At 49.3% G+C, this 20,119-nt stretch carries 19 protein-coding genes; 17 read left to right on the forward strand and 2 right to left on the reverse strand.

The window, feature by feature from the left end; translation table 11 throughout:
- Positions 1–367: 367 nt before the first annotated feature.
- The gene (locus E5161_RS00345; RefSeq protein ID WP_136775617.1) at positions 368–1,036 is read left to right on the forward strand and encodes a Type 1 glutamine amidotransferase-like domain-containing protein; all 669 of its coding nucleotides are present in this window, start codon (positions 368–370) and stop codon (positions 1,034–1,036) included.
- A gap of 192 nt (positions 1,037–1,228) precedes the next feature.
- Complete coding sequence (locus E5161_RS00350) at positions 1,229–1,789, forward strand: GNAT family N-acetyltransferase (RefSeq protein ID WP_246042039.1); 561 nt, start codon at positions 1,229–1,231, stop codon at positions 1,787–1,789.
- 372 nt (positions 1,790–2,161) lie between these two features.
- Here the strand turns inward: E5161_RS00350 and E5161_RS20625 are convergent, their stop codons facing one another.
- On the reverse strand, positions 2,162–2,332 hold the full coding sequence (locus tag E5161_RS20625; RefSeq protein ID WP_169306528.1) for a hypothetical protein: 171 nt from the start codon (positions 2,330–2,332) through the stop codon (positions 2,162–2,164).
- 1,030 nt (positions 2,333–3,362) lie between these two features.
- On the opposite strand from E5161_RS20625, the gene E5161_RS21225 reads away from it, so the two are divergent.
- The 6 genes from E5161_RS21225 (at position 3,363) to E5161_RS00385 (ending at position 6,855) form a co-directional block, all read left to right on the forward strand.
- Entirely contained in the window at positions 3,363–3,494 is a 132-nt protein-coding gene (locus E5161_RS21225) for a hypothetical protein (RefSeq protein ID WP_281279820.1), read from the forward strand.
- A gap of 172 nt (positions 3,495–3,666) precedes the next feature.
- On the forward strand, positions 3,667–4,026 hold the full coding sequence (locus tag E5161_RS00365) for a hypothetical protein (protein ID WP_136775619.1): 360 nt from the start codon (positions 3,667–3,669) through the stop codon (positions 4,024–4,026).
- A gap of 131 nt (positions 4,027–4,157) precedes the next feature.
- Complete coding sequence (locus E5161_RS00370; protein WP_136775620.1) at positions 4,158–4,949, forward strand: class I SAM-dependent methyltransferase; 792 nt, start codon at positions 4,158–4,160, stop codon at positions 4,947–4,949.
- A gap of 83 nt (positions 4,950–5,032) precedes the next feature.
- Entirely contained in the window at positions 5,033–5,698 is a 666-nt protein-coding gene (locus E5161_RS00375; RefSeq protein WP_136775621.1) for a hypothetical protein, read from the forward strand.
- A 107-nt stretch (positions 5,699–5,805) separates the two neighbouring features.
- Positions 5,806–6,255, forward strand: a complete 450-nt coding sequence (locus E5161_RS21365) for a class I SAM-dependent methyltransferase (RefSeq protein WP_136776363.1) — start codon at positions 5,806–5,808, stop codon at positions 6,253–6,255.
- 48 nt (positions 6,256–6,303) lie between these two features.
- Complete coding sequence (locus E5161_RS00385) at positions 6,304–6,855, forward strand: GNAT family N-acetyltransferase (protein WP_136775622.1); 552 nt, start codon at positions 6,304–6,306, stop codon at positions 6,853–6,855.
- Between the two features lie 89 nt (positions 6,856–6,944).
- Here E5161_RS00385 and E5161_RS00390 read toward each other — a convergent pair whose 3' ends face one another.
- Positions 6,945–7,685, reverse strand: coding sequence for a glucose 1-dehydrogenase (locus E5161_RS00390; protein ID WP_136775623.1), 741 nt, complete (start codon positions 7,683–7,685; stop codon positions 6,945–6,947).
- A 173-nt stretch (positions 7,686–7,858) separates the two neighbouring features.
- Between E5161_RS00390 and E5161_RS00395 the strand changes: the two genes are divergently transcribed.
- The 9 genes from E5161_RS00395 to E5161_RS00435 all read left to right on the forward strand — a co-directional run bounded on the left by E5161_RS00395 (position 7,859) and on the right by E5161_RS00435 (position 20,072).
- A complete protein-coding gene (locus tag E5161_RS00395) occupies positions 7,859–8,416 on the forward strand; it encodes a TetR/AcrR family transcriptional regulator (RefSeq protein WP_136775624.1) in 558 nt (185 codons plus the stop codon).
- A gap of 80 nt (positions 8,417–8,496) precedes the next feature.
- The gene (locus E5161_RS00400) at positions 8,497–8,997 is read left to right on the forward strand and encodes a DinB family protein (RefSeq protein WP_136775625.1); all 501 of its coding nucleotides are present in this window, start codon (positions 8,497–8,499) and stop codon (positions 8,995–8,997) included.
- A 126-nt stretch (positions 8,998–9,123) separates the two neighbouring features.
- Positions 9,124–10,356, forward strand: coding sequence for an MFS transporter (locus E5161_RS00405; protein ID WP_136775626.1), 1,233 nt, complete (start codon positions 9,124–9,126; stop codon positions 10,354–10,356).
- A gap of 54 nt (positions 10,357–10,410) precedes the next feature.
- Positions 10,411–11,280 (forward strand): YitT family protein, encoded by an 870-nt coding sequence (locus tag E5161_RS00410; RefSeq protein ID WP_136775627.1) that lies wholly within the window; start codon positions 10,411–10,413, stop codon positions 11,278–11,280.
- A 191-nt stretch (positions 11,281–11,471) separates the two neighbouring features.
- Positions 11,472–15,401 carry a 5'-nucleotidase C-terminal domain-containing protein gene (locus E5161_RS00415; RefSeq protein WP_136775628.1) on the forward strand — a complete coding sequence of 1,310 codons (3,930 nt, stop codon included), beginning with the start codon at positions 11,472–11,474 and terminating at the stop codon, positions 15,399–15,401.
- Between the two features lie 126 nt (positions 15,402–15,527).
- On the forward strand, positions 15,528–17,075 hold the full coding sequence (locus E5161_RS00420) for an FAD-dependent oxidoreductase (protein ID WP_136775629.1): 1,548 nt from the start codon (positions 15,528–15,530) through the stop codon (positions 17,073–17,075).
- A gap of 36 nt (positions 17,076–17,111) precedes the next feature.
- Positions 17,112–18,227 carry a type III polyketide synthase gene (locus E5161_RS00425; protein ID WP_136775630.1) on the forward strand — a complete coding sequence of 372 codons (1,116 nt, stop codon included), beginning with the start codon at positions 17,112–17,114 and terminating at the stop codon, positions 18,225–18,227.
- Between the two features lie 26 nt (positions 18,228–18,253).
- Positions 18,254–18,949 carry a methyltransferase domain-containing protein gene (locus tag E5161_RS00430; RefSeq protein WP_246042040.1) on the forward strand — a complete coding sequence of 232 codons (696 nt, stop codon included), beginning with the start codon at positions 18,254–18,256 and terminating at the stop codon, positions 18,947–18,949.
- Complete coding sequence (locus E5161_RS00435) at positions 18,933–20,072, forward strand: NAD(P)/FAD-dependent oxidoreductase (protein WP_169306530.1); 1,140 nt, start codon at positions 18,933–18,935, stop codon at positions 20,070–20,072. Before E5161_RS00430 ends, E5161_RS00435 begins: the two co-directional genes overlap by 17 nt.
- Positions 20,073–20,119 lie beyond the last annotated feature (47 nt).

Genomic DNA, 20,119 nt, shown 5'->3' on the forward strand with positions numbered 1-20,119 from the left:
GGGGCAGCAATGACCCTTGCGCAACCCTATCTTACTGAGGCACTCTTTTTTATTCAAAGTCCAAATTATTCGCATTACAGGAATTCTAACGGGCAGGATTGCTTAATTTCCATCACTAAAGTTATATATGGTCCGGCCCGGACTGTGCACATTAGCAATCCATGAGAAACCGGGCCAGCTGCTGGATGATAAAGTGTAGACATAGAGGAGGTGCCTTTGGGACGTGTATGTGACATAAGACCGACAACAATATCGGGTAAGTTTGGCTCTTGTACCAGCTTAAGCTGTCGCAATATACGTCCGCAACCACATTTGAAAAATATGAAGAATTAAACGTCAGACAACACAAAGACGAGGAGTTAAAGTTATGAAATTTCTGCTCACATCTGGAGGCATCAATAACAAAAGCATACACGACGCGCTGGTTGACATGCTGGGCAAGCCGATCGCCGATTCCAACGCCCTGTGCATCCCCACCGCGATGTACGGACACCCCTGGGTCGGCCCCGGCGTCAAAGCCTGGCAGTTCATCAGCGGGAATTCCGAAGATCGCCTGGTCGACCTGGGCTGGAAGTCCGTCGGCGTGCTGGAGCTGACAGCGCTGCCAAGCATCGGCGAAGACCGCTGGGTGCCGCTGGTCCGGGAGACGGACGTCCTGCTGGTGGCGGGCGGCGACGCCCTCTACCTGTGCCACTGGATGCGGCAATCCGGATTGGCAGACCTTTTGCCGTCGCTGCGCGCAGTCTATGTGGGACTGAGCGCCGGGAGCATGGTGATGGCACCTAACATTGGTGAAATTTTCGTTGGCTGGACTCCACCCGGCGGTGGCGATGAAACGCTGGGACTGGTCGACTTTTCAATCTTTCCGCACCTGGGTCACGAGATGCTGCCGTATAACACGATGGCTGCAGCAGAGAGATGGGCCGCCGGGATGCAGGGGCCAGCTTATGCAATTGATGATCAAACAGCCATCAAAGTAATCGATGGAGCGGTCGAAATTGTAACCGAGGGGCATTGGAAACTGTTTACGCCATGATCTTACTATGTTGTAGCTTCTTGGTACAATCTCGAATGCACCGAGCACTTCAAATCGATTAGACTCCCTCGGTACAATATAGATTTCTCACGAATGCTCGCTTATTCGCAGGATCTCACCAACGGATAATTCATTCTCTGGGCAGAAAAGGCTTGGTACCGTCATATTCGACAACTGTGAGGAGGGGGTACTTTGTTAGACACCATTGAGTTAAAGAGACCCGACTACGTTGACGTTAAAGAGTTACATCGTTTCTTCAAGTTAGTCATGATGGATACCTTTGAAAAAGAAGGTATATCCCATTTAGTAAATGATATCGAAAAAGAAATCGAAGAGAAAAGGAACCATGTCCGAGTAGATCTTGAGACGAATGGAAGAGATAGATACTTCTACATGGCACTTCATAACAAGAAAATTATTGGAACAGTTGAATATGGCCCTTGCAGTGCACTTATTCATGACCTTACCGATGGTGCATTGGACGAGATTACTGAGATTGGGACTGTTTTCGTGCATCCGGATTGGCAAGGACGCGGAGTAGCAAATGTGATGCTGAATGCTATATTTTTTACATTACTGGGCAAAGGAGTCTCAGAATTTTGCCTGGATTCCGGTTATACGAATGCCCAACTAATTTGGAGAAAAAAATTTGGTGAACCAACATATCTCTTCCCTAATTATTGGGGAGGGACGGACCATATGATTTGGAGAGGAAGCATTACAAGCCAGCCACTACGGTATATTATTCGTTGAACCTGAATTGATTCCATGACTAAACTACCCTGAAAATAACTCATAGCAGAGAACCAAAAAAGACAGCACGAAAGTAAGCGCAGCTCAAGTGATTTTAAAGCTGCGTCTTTTGTGTAAAGAAGGGGAGGTCAGGAAGCTTCCGGTGAGGCCAAAATTACCGTGAAGCCCAGGTTCTCTAACTTCCGAACCGTCTGTCGGACTATGGCCTCTTGGTGTCGTTTTTCAAAGTAATCAGAGCCTAAGTCTATAGTTAAACGACCTTCCTCACCAGCCGTATGAAGAGTATAAAATGCGGAGTAAAAATTTTCATTATTCTGTGGTGCCCCGTGAGGGGCATGGGCAGCTAACGGGTACAGATAGTACATTTAATGGTTATTCTCTCTCTCTTTTTGCTTTGTCAAAAATAACATTCAAAATAAAAAAAGCCACCGCTCCGGCTATACCAGAGTAGTTAACTGTGCCATTAATTAAAAAACCTGAAATGGTCCAAGCTACACCAAATGTAATCGCTCCAAGTAGGTTTAAAAGAAGAACTCGTTTCAAACAAAGCACCTCTTTCGTTATAATATCAGGGAAACCCGATTAGGATTCCACTGATAAGTTACCAATAGATATCACGGATTGCGAAGACCTTTGGGTGAAACCTGTTTATCATAATTCTGTAAGGATTTTTGAAAATATTTCAGTAGTAGCAGGCTTGCAAATGGGTTACACAACTTTATTAGACAATGAGTGCAAGTATAAGTATGAGAGTAAGTACAATAATACTTATCAACGAGGCTATTTTGGTATAGCGGATAGCTCCTTCGGTTAGTTCAGGTTCTTCTTTATACATCCACCTTTTCCCCCATAGAAGGCTTTCTTCGGGTTCAAAATAGCTCCAAACTAATACCGCGTAGAGTGGTAGCGATAAAATAATAAAAATGAAAATCAATTACCACACCCCCTTAAACGATGATACGACATGAATAATAAAATGTTGCATAAAACTGCCAAATGCTGTTCTTTAAAAAAAACTTCGGCTTAGCTATACCTTACCGCAAGGTTGGCCTTTATCCAGAAAAGCTTGGGCCATGCTTTCTCCTTTAGAAACATCCAGACCGATGACTGGATTCAAATGCATCTCACCCTTCCACAGTATTAACCGGCACCCCTGACCTCGCAGACTCACAGCATCGCGTGTAATTCGGGATCCAAGTCCCAACCAGCCTAAACATGATCTCTACAAGTAGGGGGCGGACAGTATAGCTCACGGGATCTGTCTCCCACGGGTACGAACGTCCTGCCCGGCTACCCGTAATGTTACGACCCAACAAAAATGAGGTCGACCAGTAAGATCTGGTGACCTCATAATACGATCGGGTACGATAGTTCAACTTATGGAGGCTGCCGCATGAAGCCCTTTTTTTGCCGTAACAAACAGTTATGTTAAAACAAGGAAACAAAGTTGTGGTAAAATATAGTCGACACATCATGGCATAATCGTTTTGAACATCACATTAATTATTTAGTAAAAAATGGATTTTTGTTGCTTGGCGGACAATTATTCAAGCCACATACGGAGGTTGTTGTCATGAAAGTTTACCTTCAAGCGGGCTTTACGATGATCGGCTTCGCGGCTCGAGGCATGTACGGCATGTTTACTCTGCTAGCCGCTCTTTTTGGAGCCGCTTCTTATCGGCGTCCGCCGGGGCCGGGGAGATGAGGAACCAGAAATCAGCCTGCCTAATGTCGGCAGGCTGTTCTTTTTATTAATAAAGTTGGAATGGTGGTAAACCGTGTGAAGAAAGTTCCAATCGTTATAAATACCAAAATGGGCAGCTCGTGATATTACGCTAACCGTAACGACCACAAGCTGGCTGAAGGGGGAAAAGATATTGTGGCGACCTCTGATTTTGTTTTCTTTAATTGGTCTTTTATTGGTTGGTTGCGGGTCTATAAAAACATTCCAAGGAAGGGTCTACTCCATTAAAGATGGTGTCTTTATTGTTGATTGTTCCGACGAAATTAATAAAGGAAAAGGTAAAAACGTGAACAGTTTGGGCTATCTCTGTCAAGTTAAGCTTACCAATAATACAAAGTACCTTGATGAGAACGGAACGACCTTAAAGATTACAGACTTCCCTTTGGAATCAAATGTAAAGTTGGTTCTTGTACAGTCAGAAAATATCAAAAAAGTCGAGAAGGGAAAGCAACTAAATCTGGTGGCAAGAAAAGTCATTCTGCTGAACAAGTAATACGCTTAAAAGGGGGAGAGTGATTTATTGAAGAAGAAAATAATTGCACTTTTAGTAATCCTCTCAGCAATCTCCATATCGATTGGGTAAGTTAAACGCAAATTGAATTTAAAGGACAAGGGGTTGCTTTAGTGAAAAACGTGGTCAACTATTACGAGACGATTGACGAAGATTCGAGATTCTCCAGAAATTCGAGAAAAATTGAGTTTTTAACTACGACCCATGTCCTTAACAACATCTTGCCCCAACAAGCCAGAATATTAGATGTTGGTGCTGGAACTGGTGTTTACTCTCTGTATTATGCAAAACGGCAACATGATGTCGCAGCAGTTGATATCACACCGAAGCATGTGGAGCTGCTCATAAATAAGGCAATACAAAGCGGAATAAACTTGGAAGCCAACGTTGGAAATGCCACGGATTTAAGTAGGTTTGATTCTGAAACGTTTGATTTTGTAATGTGTTTCGGTCCGATGTACCATCTAACTGACAGTAACGATCGAAACACTTGCATACAGGAATGCCTGAGGGTTTTGAAAAAAGGTGGTTTCCTGGCTGTTGCGTACATAAATAAATACTCTGTCATACCGATGCTTGCCACAAGGGATAAAAAGTTCATTCGGAAAAGCGTAATTGATAAAGTGATGAATGAGGGTGTGTTTTTCGAAGGGAATGAAGATTGTTTTTGGACGGATGCTTATTTTACAAGCCCTGAAGAAATCGAAGCACTTTTGGTTACTCACGGTGTAACTGCCGTCGATCATGCGGGGACTGATGGGATCAGCCACACGATACACGAATATGTCGATAAACTTGGAACTGAAGAATTCGAATCCTGGTTGAGTTATCACTTTCAAACGTGTAGAGAGAGAAGCATATTAGGAATCAGTACTCATGGCTTATATATATGCCGAAAAAACTAACTGTGAGATTTAACAGTGTGTGAAGGCAACTAGAGAGCCATCAACTGCAAGCAGAAAACTTGATCTACGAAAGGAGGAAACTGATGCCAACTGAGCGTACAAGGAATTTTATTGAAGAGTTTATTGATGATGAGGAACAAAGACTAATCTTAGTAGCTTCATGTAATGCTTTTGACCGCTTGGAAACGAAATTAACGATTGAGCCAAGTGAACTTCAACCAATCGTAAATGCCGCAAAAAACAAACACAAGGCTGTTTGGCAGATCGGTGGAGACTTTCTATGGCGCTTAAGTATTAACCATGAGGAAGCAAGAAATGTTATTCGCACTCTAATCCATTCTAGATATGTAGACGAGCGGTTTCAAATTATGGCTTGTATTAGAAAAGACGTTCCCGTTTCATTCAGTAAAGAGATCATTCGTGAGGGGATTGCAGATACAAAAGGAAAAAGAGTGCGGGAAAAAGCAGCCCAGGCTTTTTTTGATTTGAATATAAAGGAACTGGTTCCCGATTTTGAAATTGCACTGGACAAAGAGCAAAACGAAGAAACTAAAGAATCCATTCGAATGCACTTACACTTGATCAGGGATGGTTATTATCTGAAAAAGTACCGCGAGAACCACTTAACCCTTTTCTTTCCGAATAAGGAGGAGTGGGGAGGAATATCGATTTGTGGGATTTCAGTTAAACCAGAAGAAATTTCTAATGAGAAAATGATAAAAGAGACAATAAATAAACGACGAAGATGAAAATCCTGATCCAACGGGCAACTTAATATAACTTTACAAAATGTAGTTTCGTCAATACAAAGTAGAGTATTAAGCTGTGATCGGCAGAGGACGGGAGGGAACATGAAATCGAGAAATATTGGAATCACAATACTGCATTTCACGAGGAGTTAGTGACAGACGCGAAGACACGCGGCGGACGAGTGCTAGACATTGGATGCGGTGACGGATTACTACTCCAACACCTCGCGCCTTTCGCTCAAATAGTAGTGGGCATTGACCCTGACACGGAAACTATTTTGCGTGCACAAACGCGACTGGCTGAAGTATCAAATGTGTCGCTCATAACCGGTGACTTCCTCACCATGCCAATCCCTTCTCAAGAGGAACGTTATTCTACCGTAATCTGTGTAGCGACTTTGCACCATATGGAATTGAGAAGCGCACTGTTGAAAATGCGCCAAGTTCTTGCACCTGGCGGCCGGCTCCTCATAGTTGGTTTAGCAGCTTATTATCATGGAACAAACCGATGGGCAGTAACGAGTAACGCTAAGCTTACGGATACGGTTGTACAATGACCACGCTGCCGATCTAAGGATCAGCAGTCTTATTGTGGAGGATATGAGATGGCGGAAGTAAAAGTGCAATTAAGCAGGCATGACACAAAATTTATTATCAATAATCTTTATCCTTTATACCTGCACGATTTAGCGGGAATACGCAATGTACTGCCCAATAAATATGGCGTGTTTGAAAATAGCGATGAGTTTCGAACGCTTCAACAACAAATTCCTGAATTTGATATTTGGTGGAACAAAGAGGACTGTCTCTTTCCTTTTTTAATTACGGTAGATACAGTGCCGGCAGGATTCGCATTGATCGCCGCGCCACCTTATGTGGATGATGACAGCGACTACTTGGTAAATGAATTTTTTATATTACAACCATTTAGAGGACAGGGAGTTGCGGAAGCTGCCATCACAAAAATCTTCAACCGATTTCAAGGAAAATGGTTAATATATACGACTCCAACTGAGAAGAATTTAAGAACGATTAACTTCTGGAGAAAAACCCTCAGCCGATATACAAACAATCAGTTCACAGAAGAAGACAAGGAATTACGTCCTGATATTGGGCTCGCTAAGGTATTTAATTTTACAAGTCGGGGAGAAATCTAAGTAGCTGACCAGGCTGCCGATTGCATCGGCAGCCTGGTCAGCTAAATGAGGAAAATTGTTGAAGGAGTTATACTCTCACTGTTTACTTATCATTGAGCAAATAGACCTCCATCAATGACAAACTCCGATCCGGTGGAGTAGCTGGATTCATCCGAAGCCAGGTAAAGGACAAGATTAGTAACTTCTTCTGGTGCTGCGACTCTTCCCAATGGGATCGTCTTACTAATTTCGGAGAGCATGGCTCGAGTTTCATCGTTCATGGTCATAGGAGTTGCAATGATTCCTGGATGTACGGAGTTGACTCGAATACCATATTCACCAAATTCGAGAGCTGCGGCTTTTGTCATCCCTCTAACGGCAAACTTGGAAGCAACATACGCTACCTGATTTCTACCGGCAATCAGTCCGGCAAGAGAAGAGATATTCACAATAGATCCGTTTTTTGTTTTTCGCATGGAGGGTAGAACTGCTTTCATGCCAAGAAAGACGGATACCTGGTTGACATCAATTACTTTTCGATACTCTTCTTCAGTGGTTTCTTCAAAAGGTTTAGATGGAGCTATTCCTGCATTGTTTACTAACACATCAACAGGTCCAAATGCAGCTTCAGCTTCGGCAACAATTCGATCCCAATCGGAAGCGCTCGTTACATCGTGTTTCATAAATTTCGCATTTCCACCGAGTTCTGTGGCTAATGCTTGCCCTTCATCCACAAGGACATCAGTGAAAACAACCTTTGCACCTTCACGAATAAATCTTCGTACGTGAGCGGCTCCCATCCCTCGTGCTCCGCCAGTGATGATTGCCACTTTACCATCGAGTCTTCCCATACCCATGTCCTCCTCGAAAACAAATTTTATACGTTAAGTAGACAACACAGTGTCTATAAACTACTATATTTCTTGAATACGCTTACTTCAATCAGCAACATCCTTTCGAATGTCGCTTAGTGGACACTAATGAAAGCTGTGTCGGAAAAGTATGATCATGAGGGAGAGGCCGGATGAACAAAGCAATTGATCCACGTGTCGCTCGCACACGGCGGTTACTTATGGATACCTTGACGGAATTAATTGTTGAGGAAGGTTATGACGCCATTACCATTCGCGAAATTGTTCGGAAAGCCGGGGTCAACCGATCAACGTTCTACCTCCATTTTCGTGACAAGCAGGACATTTTGACCCACATGCAAGAAGATATTTTGAATGGACTGGCGCATTCATTGAACTACCCGACGTATACTTATAAGTCAGCATTACAGGATTATCAAAGCTCAAAAATGCCAATCAAATCACATATGGCTATGTTCGAACATATTCAGAAGCACGCGTCTCTGTATCGAACAATGTTAATCGAAAGGGAATTTCGTGAACGTGTCACGCAAGTCATAAGAACAGAGGTACTTCGATTCCGGGATAGTGTCTGGGAAGCAGCCTTTATGTCGAACGGAGCGGTTGGAGTTATTCTTTATTGGTTAGAGAACGGCATGAAGGAAACAATCACGGATATGAGTTTATGGCTCACAAGAGTCATATTATTTCCGTTGGGAAAGTTCGAATGATATTGTCAGATTTGCGGGCCGTTTACTCCGGATGGTATGATGGACCTGCCAACCATTTACAAGAAGGAGCGAGATGACGAATGTATCGGACCCTGCAAGACTTTGTGAACGACTGGGCGCATGAATCTTCCTTGACGCTGAAAGTGCTAACCGAACTGACGGACGCGTCGTTAAAGCAATCGGTAACAGAAACGAAAGGTAGAACGCTGGGGGAACTGGCATGGCATTTGGCGACCAGCGTCACGGGCATGTTCGGCGCCGGCGGATTGAGGGTGGATGGCCCGGGATTCGCATCGCCCGTCCCTAACCATGCGCAAGACATCGTCGACGGCTACCGACAAGCAAGTGAAGCCGTTGCGCCAGCTCTTCGGGAACAATGGAGCGACGAGAAGCTGTCCGAGCCGGTTTTGCTTTTCGGCACGATCGACACCACTTACGGCGGACTCCTGAATCTTATCGTGCGCCACGAAATCCATCATCGCGCGCAGATGACGATCCTGATGCGGCAAGCCGGGCTTGTTCCTCCCGGCGTTTACGGGCCGAATGAGGAAGAGACCGCGGCGATAATGGCTAATAAATAAACGGCAAGCCAGGATTCCTCACGCGGATCCTGGCTTTTTTGTTTAGAAACGTCATAAAGGCTAATTGGTGCAGAAGCATCCAAGCATTATAATGAAGAGAAGATGACTCAATGAGAGGATTGTACAATGGCAACTTTGTTCTTAATTGTTATCTATCTTGCATTTATAAGCCTTGGTATTCCGGATTCTCTGCTTGGAGCGGCTTGGCCCGTGATGTACCCCGATATTGGTGCTTCTTTTGGTTCCGCAGGTATCTTGTCTATGATCGTGGCCGGAGGCACTATCGTATCCAGTCTGGCAAGCGGTAATATCACTCAACGACTAGGCACAGGGTTAGTTACCTTAATTAGCTGCTTCCTGACTGCAGGAGCGCTTCTTGGCATCTCTATAGCACCCTCGGTAATCTGGCTTATCGTTTTGGCCATTCCGCTTGGTCTTGGCGCAGGTGCCATTGATGCGGCACTGAATCATTATGTAGCTGAAAATTATAAAGCTCATCATATGAATTGGCTGCACTGTTTCTGGGGTGTTGGGGCAACCACGGGGCCAATGATTATGTCTTACTATATTGCCCACCACAACTCGTGGAGAGGTGGCTATTCTACAGTATCCATTATACAGTTCACACTCGTCATTATTTTGTTTCTAACGCTGCCGCTATGGAAACGAATCGCTGTGAGTCGTCAGCTTGAGCGTTCACAAAGTGAATTACAACAAGAGCGTGTCGAATCCGTGCCGCAGCCGGACGGGAAGGGCGCCAGAGCCAATGTGCTCCGGATCAGAGGTGTCAAACCTACACTCATCGCCTTTTTGTTCTATTGCGGCGTTGAAGCAACGATAGGGCTATGGGGAGCAAGCTATCTGGTTGGTGCAAAAAGGATTACGGCGGAGACGGCCGCCGGATGGATTTCTTTATATTTTGGCGGAATAACAGTTGGAAGGCTGGTAACGGGCTTCATTACGCTGAAAGTACACAATCGCGTGTTAATCCGGTGCGGTCAGTTGACGGCCATTGCAGGAGGGATAGTCCTTTTGCTTCCGTCGCCCATCTCATTTTCCCTGATTGGATTGATTTTGATTGGACTTGGGCTTGCCCCCATCTATCCCGGGCTTCTTCATGAAACGCCAAGCCGGTTTGGGAGAGTAAATTCCGCGAGACTAATGGGGTATCAAATGGCTGTCGCATATACGGGAACCACATTTCTTCCACCGCTTTTCGGAGTCATTGCCACCCAGACGAGCATTCACATATTCCCATTTGTTGTGCTTGCTTTCCTTATTTTCATGATGATGAACGCCGAGAAAGTAAATCGCATACTGGGCAACCGTTTAAGCTTGAATGAAGAGCCTCAACTTTGAACAGAAAGAATATCGAGGCAAAGCTTTTGATAAAGATCGAAATGAGGTCACAGAATGAAGACAGGGCACAAACAACCTACAGTATTAAAAAAAGTTTTACGGGGACTTGCTGTAATCATTGGAGCATTCATAACTTCCTATGGACTTGAAGCCGTACTGATACCAAACAACGTATCCGACGGCGGTGTCACGGGTCTAAGCATCGTGGGATACGAGCTATTCGGAGTGCCGTTAGGAATCTTAATCGCGGTTCTGAATATACCGTTTATATTTTTAGGATACAAGCAGCTCGGTATAGATTTTGCGATCTATTCCGTACTCGGGATTGCTTCGCTGGCCGTTGGCACTGCTGTTATGCATCAAATTTCGCCCATCATTGAAAGCGATACGCTGCTGGTAACCGTTGTCGGCGGTATTATTATCGGCTTTGGGATGGGTCTGGCCTTACGGAATGGCGGCGCATTGGACGGTATTGATATGTTAGCCGTGTTGCTTTCCCGAAAACTGCCTTTCGGTACCAGCGATCTTATCTTATTCTTGAATACGTTCGTGTTTATCGTCGTCTCGACCGTATTTGGCCTTCAAGGGGCTATATTGTCAGGTATCGCTTATTACATTGCTTCTAAAGTGATCCATATCGTGGAAGAAGGTTTAACCGGCGCGAAAACATTCAAAATTTTAACCAGATATCCCGAAATCATGGTGGAAACCATTCGTGACCGCTTGGGGCGCGGTGCTACATATAATCTCGTGGAAGGTGGATATTCCAACGAACAGTTCAAAGAAATTACTTGCGTCATTACCCGATTGGAAGATAGCAAAATGAAAGAAATCATCAACGAAATCGACCCGAATGCCTTTGTTATGGTATACGACGTTGCCGAAGTGAAAGGTGGAAACTTCAAGAAGCGCGATATTCACTAATGAGATCCGTTTCAATAAAGCCCGGGAATACGAAACAGAAGCACTGAACAAGCTCGCAGTACAAAAAGAGTGATTTTTGACAAAAATTTCTTCAAAATTTTGATAGGAGTTTACAAATAATAGAGGGCCAGTTTACTCTGGTCCTCTATTATTTAGTTTTGGGGGCATTAAAAATTAAGAGGAGGAGAATCATGAGGAAGGTTGTTCGGAAGTATGTGTTGCTGCTGATGTTGACAGCTTTAAGCATGAGCTCGGTTTTTCCGGTTTTGCAAACGGTTCACGCAGCGGAAAGCACAGTCATCACGGTGGCACAAGCGATTGAGAACAATAGCGGTACGGCGACCGTCGAAGGGTATGTCGTCGCTCACACGAAAGGAACGAACAGTTACAATTTTAACGCGCCATTCGCAGACGATTTCAATCTCGTATTAGCAGACGATCCTACGGAAAGAACGCCGGCGAAGCTGCTCCCCGTTCAGATTCCGGCATCGTTCCGCGCTCAGTTCGGGTTAAAGACCAATCCGGGGCTGACCGGCTCGAAAATTCGGGTGACCGGCACTCTTGGTGCCTATTTTACCGTTCCAGGACTGAAATCTCCGACGGCAATGGAAAATTTGGAGTCTCCCGATCCGAATCCGGTGCCGATTGAAATGACGATCGCCGAAGCAAAAGGTAAATTCGGAAAAACGGTCATCATCCAAGGTGTCGTGACCGCGGACAACGCGGCCATCGGCGGCGGCAAATTGTCTACTTATATACAAGACGCAACGGGTGGAATCAACGTCTTTGACCCGGTGTCTGCCGATTTGAAGGAAGGCGACCTGGTTCGTATTACGGGCATCATCGACAGTTATAAGGGACTGACCGAAATCATACCTTCTGCCGGCGGCATCGAGACGCTCCAGTCCGGTCAACCTCTGCCGGCGCCTCAATCCACGACGATTGCCGCTCTCCAAAATGCGGCGCAAGCCGAGCCGATGGAAGGGCAGTTGGTCAAGCTCATAGGCTTCGTGAAAGACATTCCGTCCACTCCGGCGGGCGGAGGCTATAATGTATCGCTCATCGATTCCGATTTTCGCGGACTGACCCTTCGAGTCATGGAAGGCTCGGTCGATATGAACAGCCTGCAGGCAGGCAAGTGGTATGAAATCACCGGTATTTTGAGCCAATATGACAGCTACCAGGTGATTCCCCGCAAAACTGCTGATTTTTCGGCTTTAACGCCGCAACCGCCTGCTCCGAGCGCCGCGGGTGAATATGTTTCGGCCGTGGCAAGCATAGTGGACGGCGACACGATCCATTTGACCACACCGGTTCTCGGCACGAGTAAAGTTCGGTTTGTAAATGTCGATACGCCCGAAACCTACCATACGCCGAAGAATGCGTTGGATCAAAACCAACTCGACCACGGCCTGGCAGCCAAATCGTATCTTAATACGCTGCTCAAGCCGGGAGATGCCGTCACCCTGAAAGTCGGCCAAGAGGCGACGGACGATTATGGACGCCTGCTGGCGCAAATCATCCGCAAATCCGACGGGATGAACGTGAACTTGGAAATGGTGAAAAAGGGGTATGCGGTATCCTACTTTATTTGGCCGATTGATGACTCTTTCGAAGCATACTCCCAAGCGGTGAAAGAAGCACGCGACGCGAAGCTGGGCATCTGGAGCGACACGAACCCGCTACAGGAGCTGCCGTTCGTGTTCCGTGCCCGCGAACAAGGCAAAGGGTTGCTGCGGTATGTCGGCAATTACTTCTCCAAAACTTATGTAACGCCTGATCAATGGTCTAGCGTTCCGGTTGAAGCGCGCGTGTTCTTCGCTTCCGCGCAGGAAGCCCAGAACAATGGTTACACCCCGGAAGGCAGCCAACAACCGAATGTGAAGGTCCAGCTGCTTGGCATGAACGATCTTCACGGAAAAATCGATGTCACGGCGACGGTTGCGACTCGTCCCGGCGTCAATTTCGGCCGTGCGGAATACTGGGCAGCCGCGCTTCGTGGGCGTGAAGCCACCAACCCGAACACCTTGCTGATCCATTCCGGCGATATGGTTGGAGGAAGCTCTCCGGTTTCGGCGCTGCTGCAGGACGAGCCGACGGTGGAGATCATGAATGCGCTTGGATTCGACGTCGGTACGCTCGGCAACCACGAATTCGACGAAGGCGTGGACGAGATGCTTCGTCTGATCCACGGCGGCGATCACCCGAACGGGACGGCGAACTATAAAGGGATGAATTTCCCGGTCGTGGCTGCAAACGTGGAATATAAGGATACGGGCAAGCTGGTGCTGCCCCCTTATGTAATCAAGGAAGCGGGCGGACAGAAGATCGGCTTCATCGGTGTCGTCACGACCGCGGTTCCGAGCATCGTCATGCCGACTGGTATTACGAATGTGCGGTTTACGGACGAAGCGGCTGCGGTTAACAAATACGTTCCCGAACTTCAGGCACAGGGTGTGGAAGCGATTGTCGTGCTTGCGCATGTGCCGGGCGATCAAGACGGGACCTCCGCCAAAGGGGAAATCGCAGCGCTGGCCCATAACGTGAACGATGCGGTCGACATCATTTATGCCGCTCACAACCATGTGAAGCTGAATGCCGTCGTGGACAATAAGCTGATCGTTCAAGCGTGGGAATACGGGGATGCGATCGTGGACATCGATTTGGAAATCGATCCGGCGACCCATGATATCGTGAAAAAGAGTGCGGAAATCGTGGACGTGATCCAATCGGAGCTTACGCCGGATCCGGAAGTAGCCGCCATTTTGAAGAAGTACGAAGACATGGTGGCATCTAAAGTGAATGCTGTAGTGGGAACGAACGAAGTCGCCATGACCAAAGGTTATCCAACCAAGGGAGTCCTTGGCGACAATGCGCTTGGAAACATGATCGCCGACGGAATGAAGTACGAGATGAACAGCGATTTTGCCTTGATGAACGGGGGAGGAGTCCGGGACAATCTCGATGCAGGACCGATTACGTGGGGCGAGCTGTTCAACATTCAGCCGTTCGCCAACACGCTCGTCCGTGTAGACGTGACCGGGGCGCAATTCAAAGAAATATTGGAAGCGATGATCAGCCCGCAATATGGTCCGGATTCGTTCATCGGCGGCGCTCGTTATACTTGGGACACCCGAACGAACAAAATCGTCAATCTCGTACTGGACAACGACCAACCGATCGATCCTCAAGCGATCTATTCGCTTACAGTCAACAATTTTATGTACAACCAATCGACCGGCAAATACAAGCTGATTTCGGAATACGGCAAAAATGTCGTGCAAGGACCTGAAGACATTACGGGTACCGTGAATTTCGTGAAAAGCTTTACCGCTCCGCTTCACTACGAAGCGGAAGGCCGGATCAGCACGGATATTACCGCTCCAGTGACGGAAGCGAACATCGACGGCATTGTTGGAGATGAGCAATACAACAAAACCGACGTGAACGTCACCCTCACGGCAACGGATGGATCCGGCATCGGCGTTAAACAGTCGCAGTACCGGATCAATGACGAACAGTGGCAGCCTGTTTCAAACGGTACATTCACCGTGGGTACCGAAGGAAGAAACGTGGTCGCGTATCGTTCCGTTGATCTTGTCGGCAATGTCGAGCAGGAGAAACAGTTCGTTGTCTTGATTGACAAGACGGCGCCGGTGATCAAGAATCCCGGGGATCTTACCTTGTATCCGTATGACGGCCTTTCGCTCTCCTTGTCTGCTTCCGACAACCTTAGCGGATTGCAGGAGCTTAAGGTGTTCGTGGACGGAATTCCGGCGGAAAATCCTCTGAATATCGCGCCTTTCGTATTGGCCCATGGGAATCATACGGTGAAAGTTGTTGCGCTCGATAAGGCGGGCAACCAAAGCGAACTCGCCTTCACGATTATGGTCGCTATGGACTTCGGCCATTTTGACGAGTTGATCACCGCCGGTGCGGACAACGGGAAGATCGACAATCAGGGAATCGTGAACAGCCTGCTGGAAAAGGTGAAGTCGGGAGCTTGGAAAGCTCTCGCGAACGAGGTGAAAGCTCAATCCGGCAAGCACATCGACAAATCGTTCGCAGACTTCCTTTTGAAAGAAATTGAGTTTTTGCTGTCGGGCGACCAAGCAGCGTAAATCGGATATGAAACAGAAGCGGAAACGGGATACTCCCGGCTTCCGCTTCTTTTTTGTTTGCAAGTGAGAAAAATGGGCATACTCCCAGAATCTGACACGAAATCGAGTCGCAAGGGAGTGACTAAAATGAGCACCAACGAACCCTCCGAATCCGGGCTGCCGCAGTATCCGCAATCCTATTGGCTCGCCTCGGCGGAAGTTCCGCAATTCGAGAAGTTGACGAAGGACATCACCGTAGACGTCGCTGTGGTTGGAGGAGGCATAACCGGCATTACACTGGCCTTTCTGCTGGCCAAAGAAGGAAAAAAGGTCGCGATTCTGGAAGCCGGCCTCATCATGAACGGCACAACCGGTCACACGACCGCCAAAATCACGGCTCAGCACGATCTGATCTACGACGATTTGATTCGGTACGTCGGGGAGGAGAAAGCGCGGCTTTATTACTTGGCCAATCACGAAGCGTCAGCTTTCATCCGGCGCACTGTGGAGGAAAATGGGATTTCCTGCGACTTGACCGAAGAAGATTCGATTATTTACTCCACGAGCACGAACAGCATAGAGAAGATCGACAAGGAATGGAAGGCCTACGAGAAGCTCGGCATACCCGGTAAACGAGTCGAGAGCACTCCGCTGCCTCTCGAAGTCAAAGCCGCCTTGGTCATGCCGCAGCAGGCGCGCTTTCACCCTGTGGCGTATTTGAAGCATCTGGTCCAAGAAATCGTCAAAGCCGGCGGGCAAATCTACGAAAATACGACGGCCATGACCGTGGAACACGGAACTTTCGCGAACAAAGTGAAAACGAAGGAAGGACACTATGTAGAAGCCCGCGATGTGGCGTCGTGCACGCATTTTCCGTTTTACGGAGCCGGCGGGTTTTATTTCGCCAGAATGTATCCGGAACGCGCATACGTGCTTGCGATCCCAAGGGAGAAGAGCGATCCGCCCGGCATGTACCTGAGTGCGGATAACCCGGTACGTTCGATCCGTTCGGTGTCTTATAACGGTGAAGAACTGCTTGTGGTCGGCGGTGAGCGGCACAAAACGGGGCAAGGGGATTCCACGTTTAAGTATTATGAAGCCTTGGAAGCCTTCGTGCGGGAGACGTTCGGTCCACGCGAGATTCGGTACCGCTGGTCGGCGCAGGATTACACAACGCTCGACAAAATCCCATTTGTCGGCCGGGCCGTAAAAGACGAGCAGCATGCGTATATCGCGACAGGTTTCCGAAAATGGGGAATGACCAACAGTACGGCAGCCGCGCAGCTGCTCAAGGATTTGATACTCGGCGTCGACAACCGTTATGAAAAAGTGTACACGCCTTCCCGCTTCCATGCCGATCCGAGCGTCAGAGTATTCCTTGAAACAAACGCGGACGTCGCGAAGCATTTCGTGGGGGGCAAGCTCGAGTGGGAGACACGGGATCCGCAGGACCTCGCTCCGGATCAAGGCGCCGCTGTCCGGATCTACGGCAGACGCGCCGGTGCCTACCGGGATCCCGACGGCAAGCTTTATATCGTGGACACGACTTGTAAGCACATGGGCTGCGAAGTGGAATGGAACGACGCTGAACGGACGTGGGATTGTCCTTGCCATGGCTCGCGGTACAATTACCGGGGCGATGTGATGGAAGGGCCGGCGAAACAACCGTTGAAGCTGTTGAATCAGCCGGGATAACGCGGGTCATAAGAGCGGAGGAAAGGAGTGGCGCCTGTGGAACAGCCCAAATGGTCTGCAGAGATACTGGGTATCGGTACGGCGGTGCCTCCTCATCGCCTTGAACAAGAGGAAACGGCTGAGCGTCTCGCGGAAGCTCTGGCCGACGAGCCTAACGCGGCCCGCTGGGTCAAACGGATTTTTCGGCAGTGCGGCGTCCGAACGAGGTACACTTGCGAACCGGATTTGCTTCAGCCGGGCCGTCAGAACCGTTATGTGTCGTATTCCCGTCCGGAGAGATTTCCTTCGACCGCAGAACGGATGGAAACGTATCGGCGCGAATCGGTCCCGCTCGCATTGGAAGCCGCACGAACCGCACTTCGGGAGAGCGGGATGAATGCCTCAGAAGTCACCCACCTGATTACGGTCAGTTGCACCGGATTTTTCCTGCCCGGATTGGACGCCGTGCTGGTTCCGCTACTCGGTCTGCAGCCGGATGTATACCGTTCGCCGCTTACTTTTTTGGGCTGCGGGGCAGGGTTGACGGCGATCCGGGTCGCCCGGGATCTAACCGCAGCCAATCCGTCGGCGAGGGTTCTGATTATTTGCGTGGAGCTATGCACGCTGCACATTCAGCCGTCCTCCGATCGGGAGGCACTGTTCGGAGCGTCGTTTTTCGGAGACGGCGCATCCGCATGTGTCATCGCGCCCACAGGTCTTGTGCATCACCGTGGAAGCTTCCTGCTCGGTCAAGGACGAGCGAAGTTACTTGCGGATACTTCGGACGATATGGTGTGGAAGGTCGGGAATCATGGCTTCCATCTGTACTTGTCGCCGGAAATTCCGAAGCGGATTGGTAGACTTGTCCCGCCGGAAATAGAAGGGATTCAGTCGGCGCCGCCATTGCTTTGGGCGATCCATCCGGGTGGGCGGGGCATTCTCGACGAGCTGCAGGAAGCATGCCGCATCGCGGATGCCCAGATCGAAGCGAGCCGATCGGTGTTAAGCCGTTACGGGAATTTGTCCTCCGCCACCTTGTTGTTTGTGCTGCGGGAAATTCGGGAGCGGATTTCGAACGGCTTGCAAGAAAGGGGAGAAGGCTGGGCGCTTGCGTTCAGCCCGGGGTTAACGGCCGAGTGGGTGCATATCGGTTTCCAGTCGGACGTATGTTGACAAGCCGCGATCAGGAGCCTGAACTCATGGACGATTTCAGCATAGGCGGCGAGGAGCTGCGCGAAGCGTTACGCCATCTGCGCACGTTGAACCGTATATTCGGTGCCTCAGGTCCGGTGTTGTCCGGCGTGCGAAACTTATGGACGACTGCCGGCAGGCCGTCCTGCTTGACGGTGCTGGACGTCGGGGCCGGCTCCGGCGATACGAATCAGCAGCTGCTTCGCTGGGCGCGTAGAGAGCGCATCCGGTTGAGACTCGTGCTGATGGACAAAACCGAGGAAGCGTTGAAAGAAGCTCGGGCACTGTATGCGGATGATCCAAGCGTGGAAATTACGCAGGGCGACCTCTTCCTGCTGCCGGAAAAAGCCGCGGACATTGTGACGGCGAGCCAACTGCTGCATCATTTTGGAACGGATGAATTGACCCATGCCGTTCAAAGAATGTCGGCGGCGTCTCGAATCGGAATCGTCATATCGGATATTCACCGGCATCCGGTCGCCTGGGCGACCGTTTGGCTCATGACCCGACTTTTGACACGCAACAGGTATATCCGGCATGACGGTCCCCTCTCGGTGGCCAAAGGATTCCAGGCAGGGGATTGGGCTCGGCTGCAGGAAGAAACGGGGATTCCCCTCGACGTCCGGTGGAAAGCAATGTTTCGGTACGTGGTAACCGCTCAATCCAATGACGGGGAGAGGGATGGGCGTGCACAGCGATTTTGATGCGATCGTGATCGGCGCGGGCCTTGCCGGGAGCAGCATGGCGGCCGTACTGGCGGAGAAAGGCTGGAGGACGCTGCTGATCGACCGTAATTCTTCTCCCCGGCATAAAGCGTGCGGGGAGTTTTTGTCTCCGGAAGCCGCCGCGCTGTGGCGTTCGCTCGGACTCGATTCGCGAATCGCCGGGCTCGGCGGCGCGAACATCGACAGCCTTCTGCTCACGGCAGCGGAAGGCTCTTCGCTCGAGGTTCCGCTTCCCGCACCGGCACTCGGAATCAGCCGTTACCGATTGGATTCCGCTCTCCAGGAGGCGGCCGTCTATCATGGGGCGGAACTGGTGCATGGCTGTTCGGTCTTGCAAATTCGGCCAAAGCGAAACGGTTATGAGGTGGATATCCGGGGAAAATCAGAACGGACCTCGATCGAGGCGAGGACTGTCTTCGGATGCTGGGGAAGAAACGCCGCTTCCAGTTACGCCAAGCAAAGCCGATTGCCCAGATCCAAAGCAGACAAACCGCTGTGTATCGGAATCAAGGTGCACGTGGAGGGATTGCCGCAATGCTCACGCGTAGAGCTTTACTTTTTTCAAGGAGGATATATTGGCCTCTCTCCGGTGGAAGAGGGCAGGCATAACCTCGCGGCACTGGTATCCGGAGCCTTTTTCGATCGGTGCGGCCGGAACACGGCAGGTGTTCTGTCGGAGGCGTGTCGGCAAAATCCGGCGCTCGCTTTGCGTCTGGAGGGGGGCGCCACTGTGCCAGGCACAGAAGCGGGCGCATACCCGGTGCTGGTTTCCAAGCATACAACGGCATGGGGAGATGTTCCGCACGTCGGTGACGCGGCGAGGGTCATCCCTCCTTTGTGCGGAGACGGGATGGCGATGGCGCTTCGGTCCGTGGCTATGTGTGTGGAATTGGCGGACCGCTATTTGTGTGGAGAGCTCTCCCTTGAGCATTGGAAAAAGCGCTATATCCGGCAGATGCGACGACACGGCGCCGGACCTGCTGCTTGGGGACGCTTGTTAGAGACGGTTCTATGCCATCCGGCTTTGTCGCAGGCCGCGCTTCGGCTCGGAGCAAGAATGCCGGGCGTGGCGGCGCGCCTTTTCCGCGCGACCCGGCAATAATTTCGATCCACGATTGGCGGCTTGCTCCCCCGTGTATTAATTACCGA

Source organism: Cohnella pontilimi (assembly GCF_005049045.1).
Classification (GTDB): domain Bacteria; phylum Bacillota; class Bacilli; order Paenibacillales; family Paenibacillaceae; genus Cohnella; species Cohnella pontilimi.

Coding starts and splice junctions, on each gene's coding strand:
- E5161_RS00400 (WP_136775625.1), top strand. CDS start 8,497: ATGTATCGGACCCTGCAAGACTTTGTGAACGACTGGGCGCATGAATCT.
- E5161_RS00385 (WP_136775622.1), top strand. CDS start 6,304: ATGGCGGAAGTAAAAGTGCAATTAAGCAGGCATGACACAAAATTTATT.
- E5161_RS00395 (WP_136775624.1), top strand. CDS start 7,859: ATGAACAAAGCAATTGATCCACGTGTCGCTCGCACACGGCGGTTACTT.
- E5161_RS00420 (WP_136775629.1), top strand. CDS start 15,528: ATGAGCACCAACGAACCCTCCGAATCCGGGCTGCCGCAGTATCCGCAA.
- E5161_RS00375 (WP_136775621.1), top strand. CDS start 5,033: ATGCCAACTGAGCGTACAAGGAATTTTATTGAAGAGTTTATTGATGAT.
- E5161_RS21225 (WP_281279820.1), top strand. CDS start 3,363: ATGAAAGTTTACCTTCAAGCGGGCTTTACGATGATCGGCTTCGCGGCT.
- E5161_RS00430 (WP_246042040.1), top strand. CDS start 18,254: ATGGACGATTTCAGCATAGGCGGCGAGGAGCTGCGCGAAGCGTTACGC.
- E5161_RS00405 (WP_136775626.1), top strand. CDS start 9,124: ATGGCAACTTTGTTCTTAATTGTTATCTATCTTGCATTTATAAGCCTT.
- E5161_RS00410 (WP_136775627.1), top strand. CDS start 10,411: ATGAAGACAGGGCACAAACAACCTACAGTATTAAAAAAAGTTTTACGG.
- E5161_RS00415 (WP_136775628.1), top strand. CDS start 11,472: ATGAGGAAGGTTGTTCGGAAGTATGTGTTGCTGCTGATGTTGACAGCT.
- E5161_RS00390 (WP_136775623.1), bottom strand. CDS start 7,685: ATGGGAAGACTCGATGGTAAAGTGGCAATCATCACTGGCGGAGCACGA.
- E5161_RS00345 (WP_136775617.1), top strand. CDS start 368: ATGAAATTTCTGCTCACATCTGGAGGCATCAATAACAAAAGCATACAC.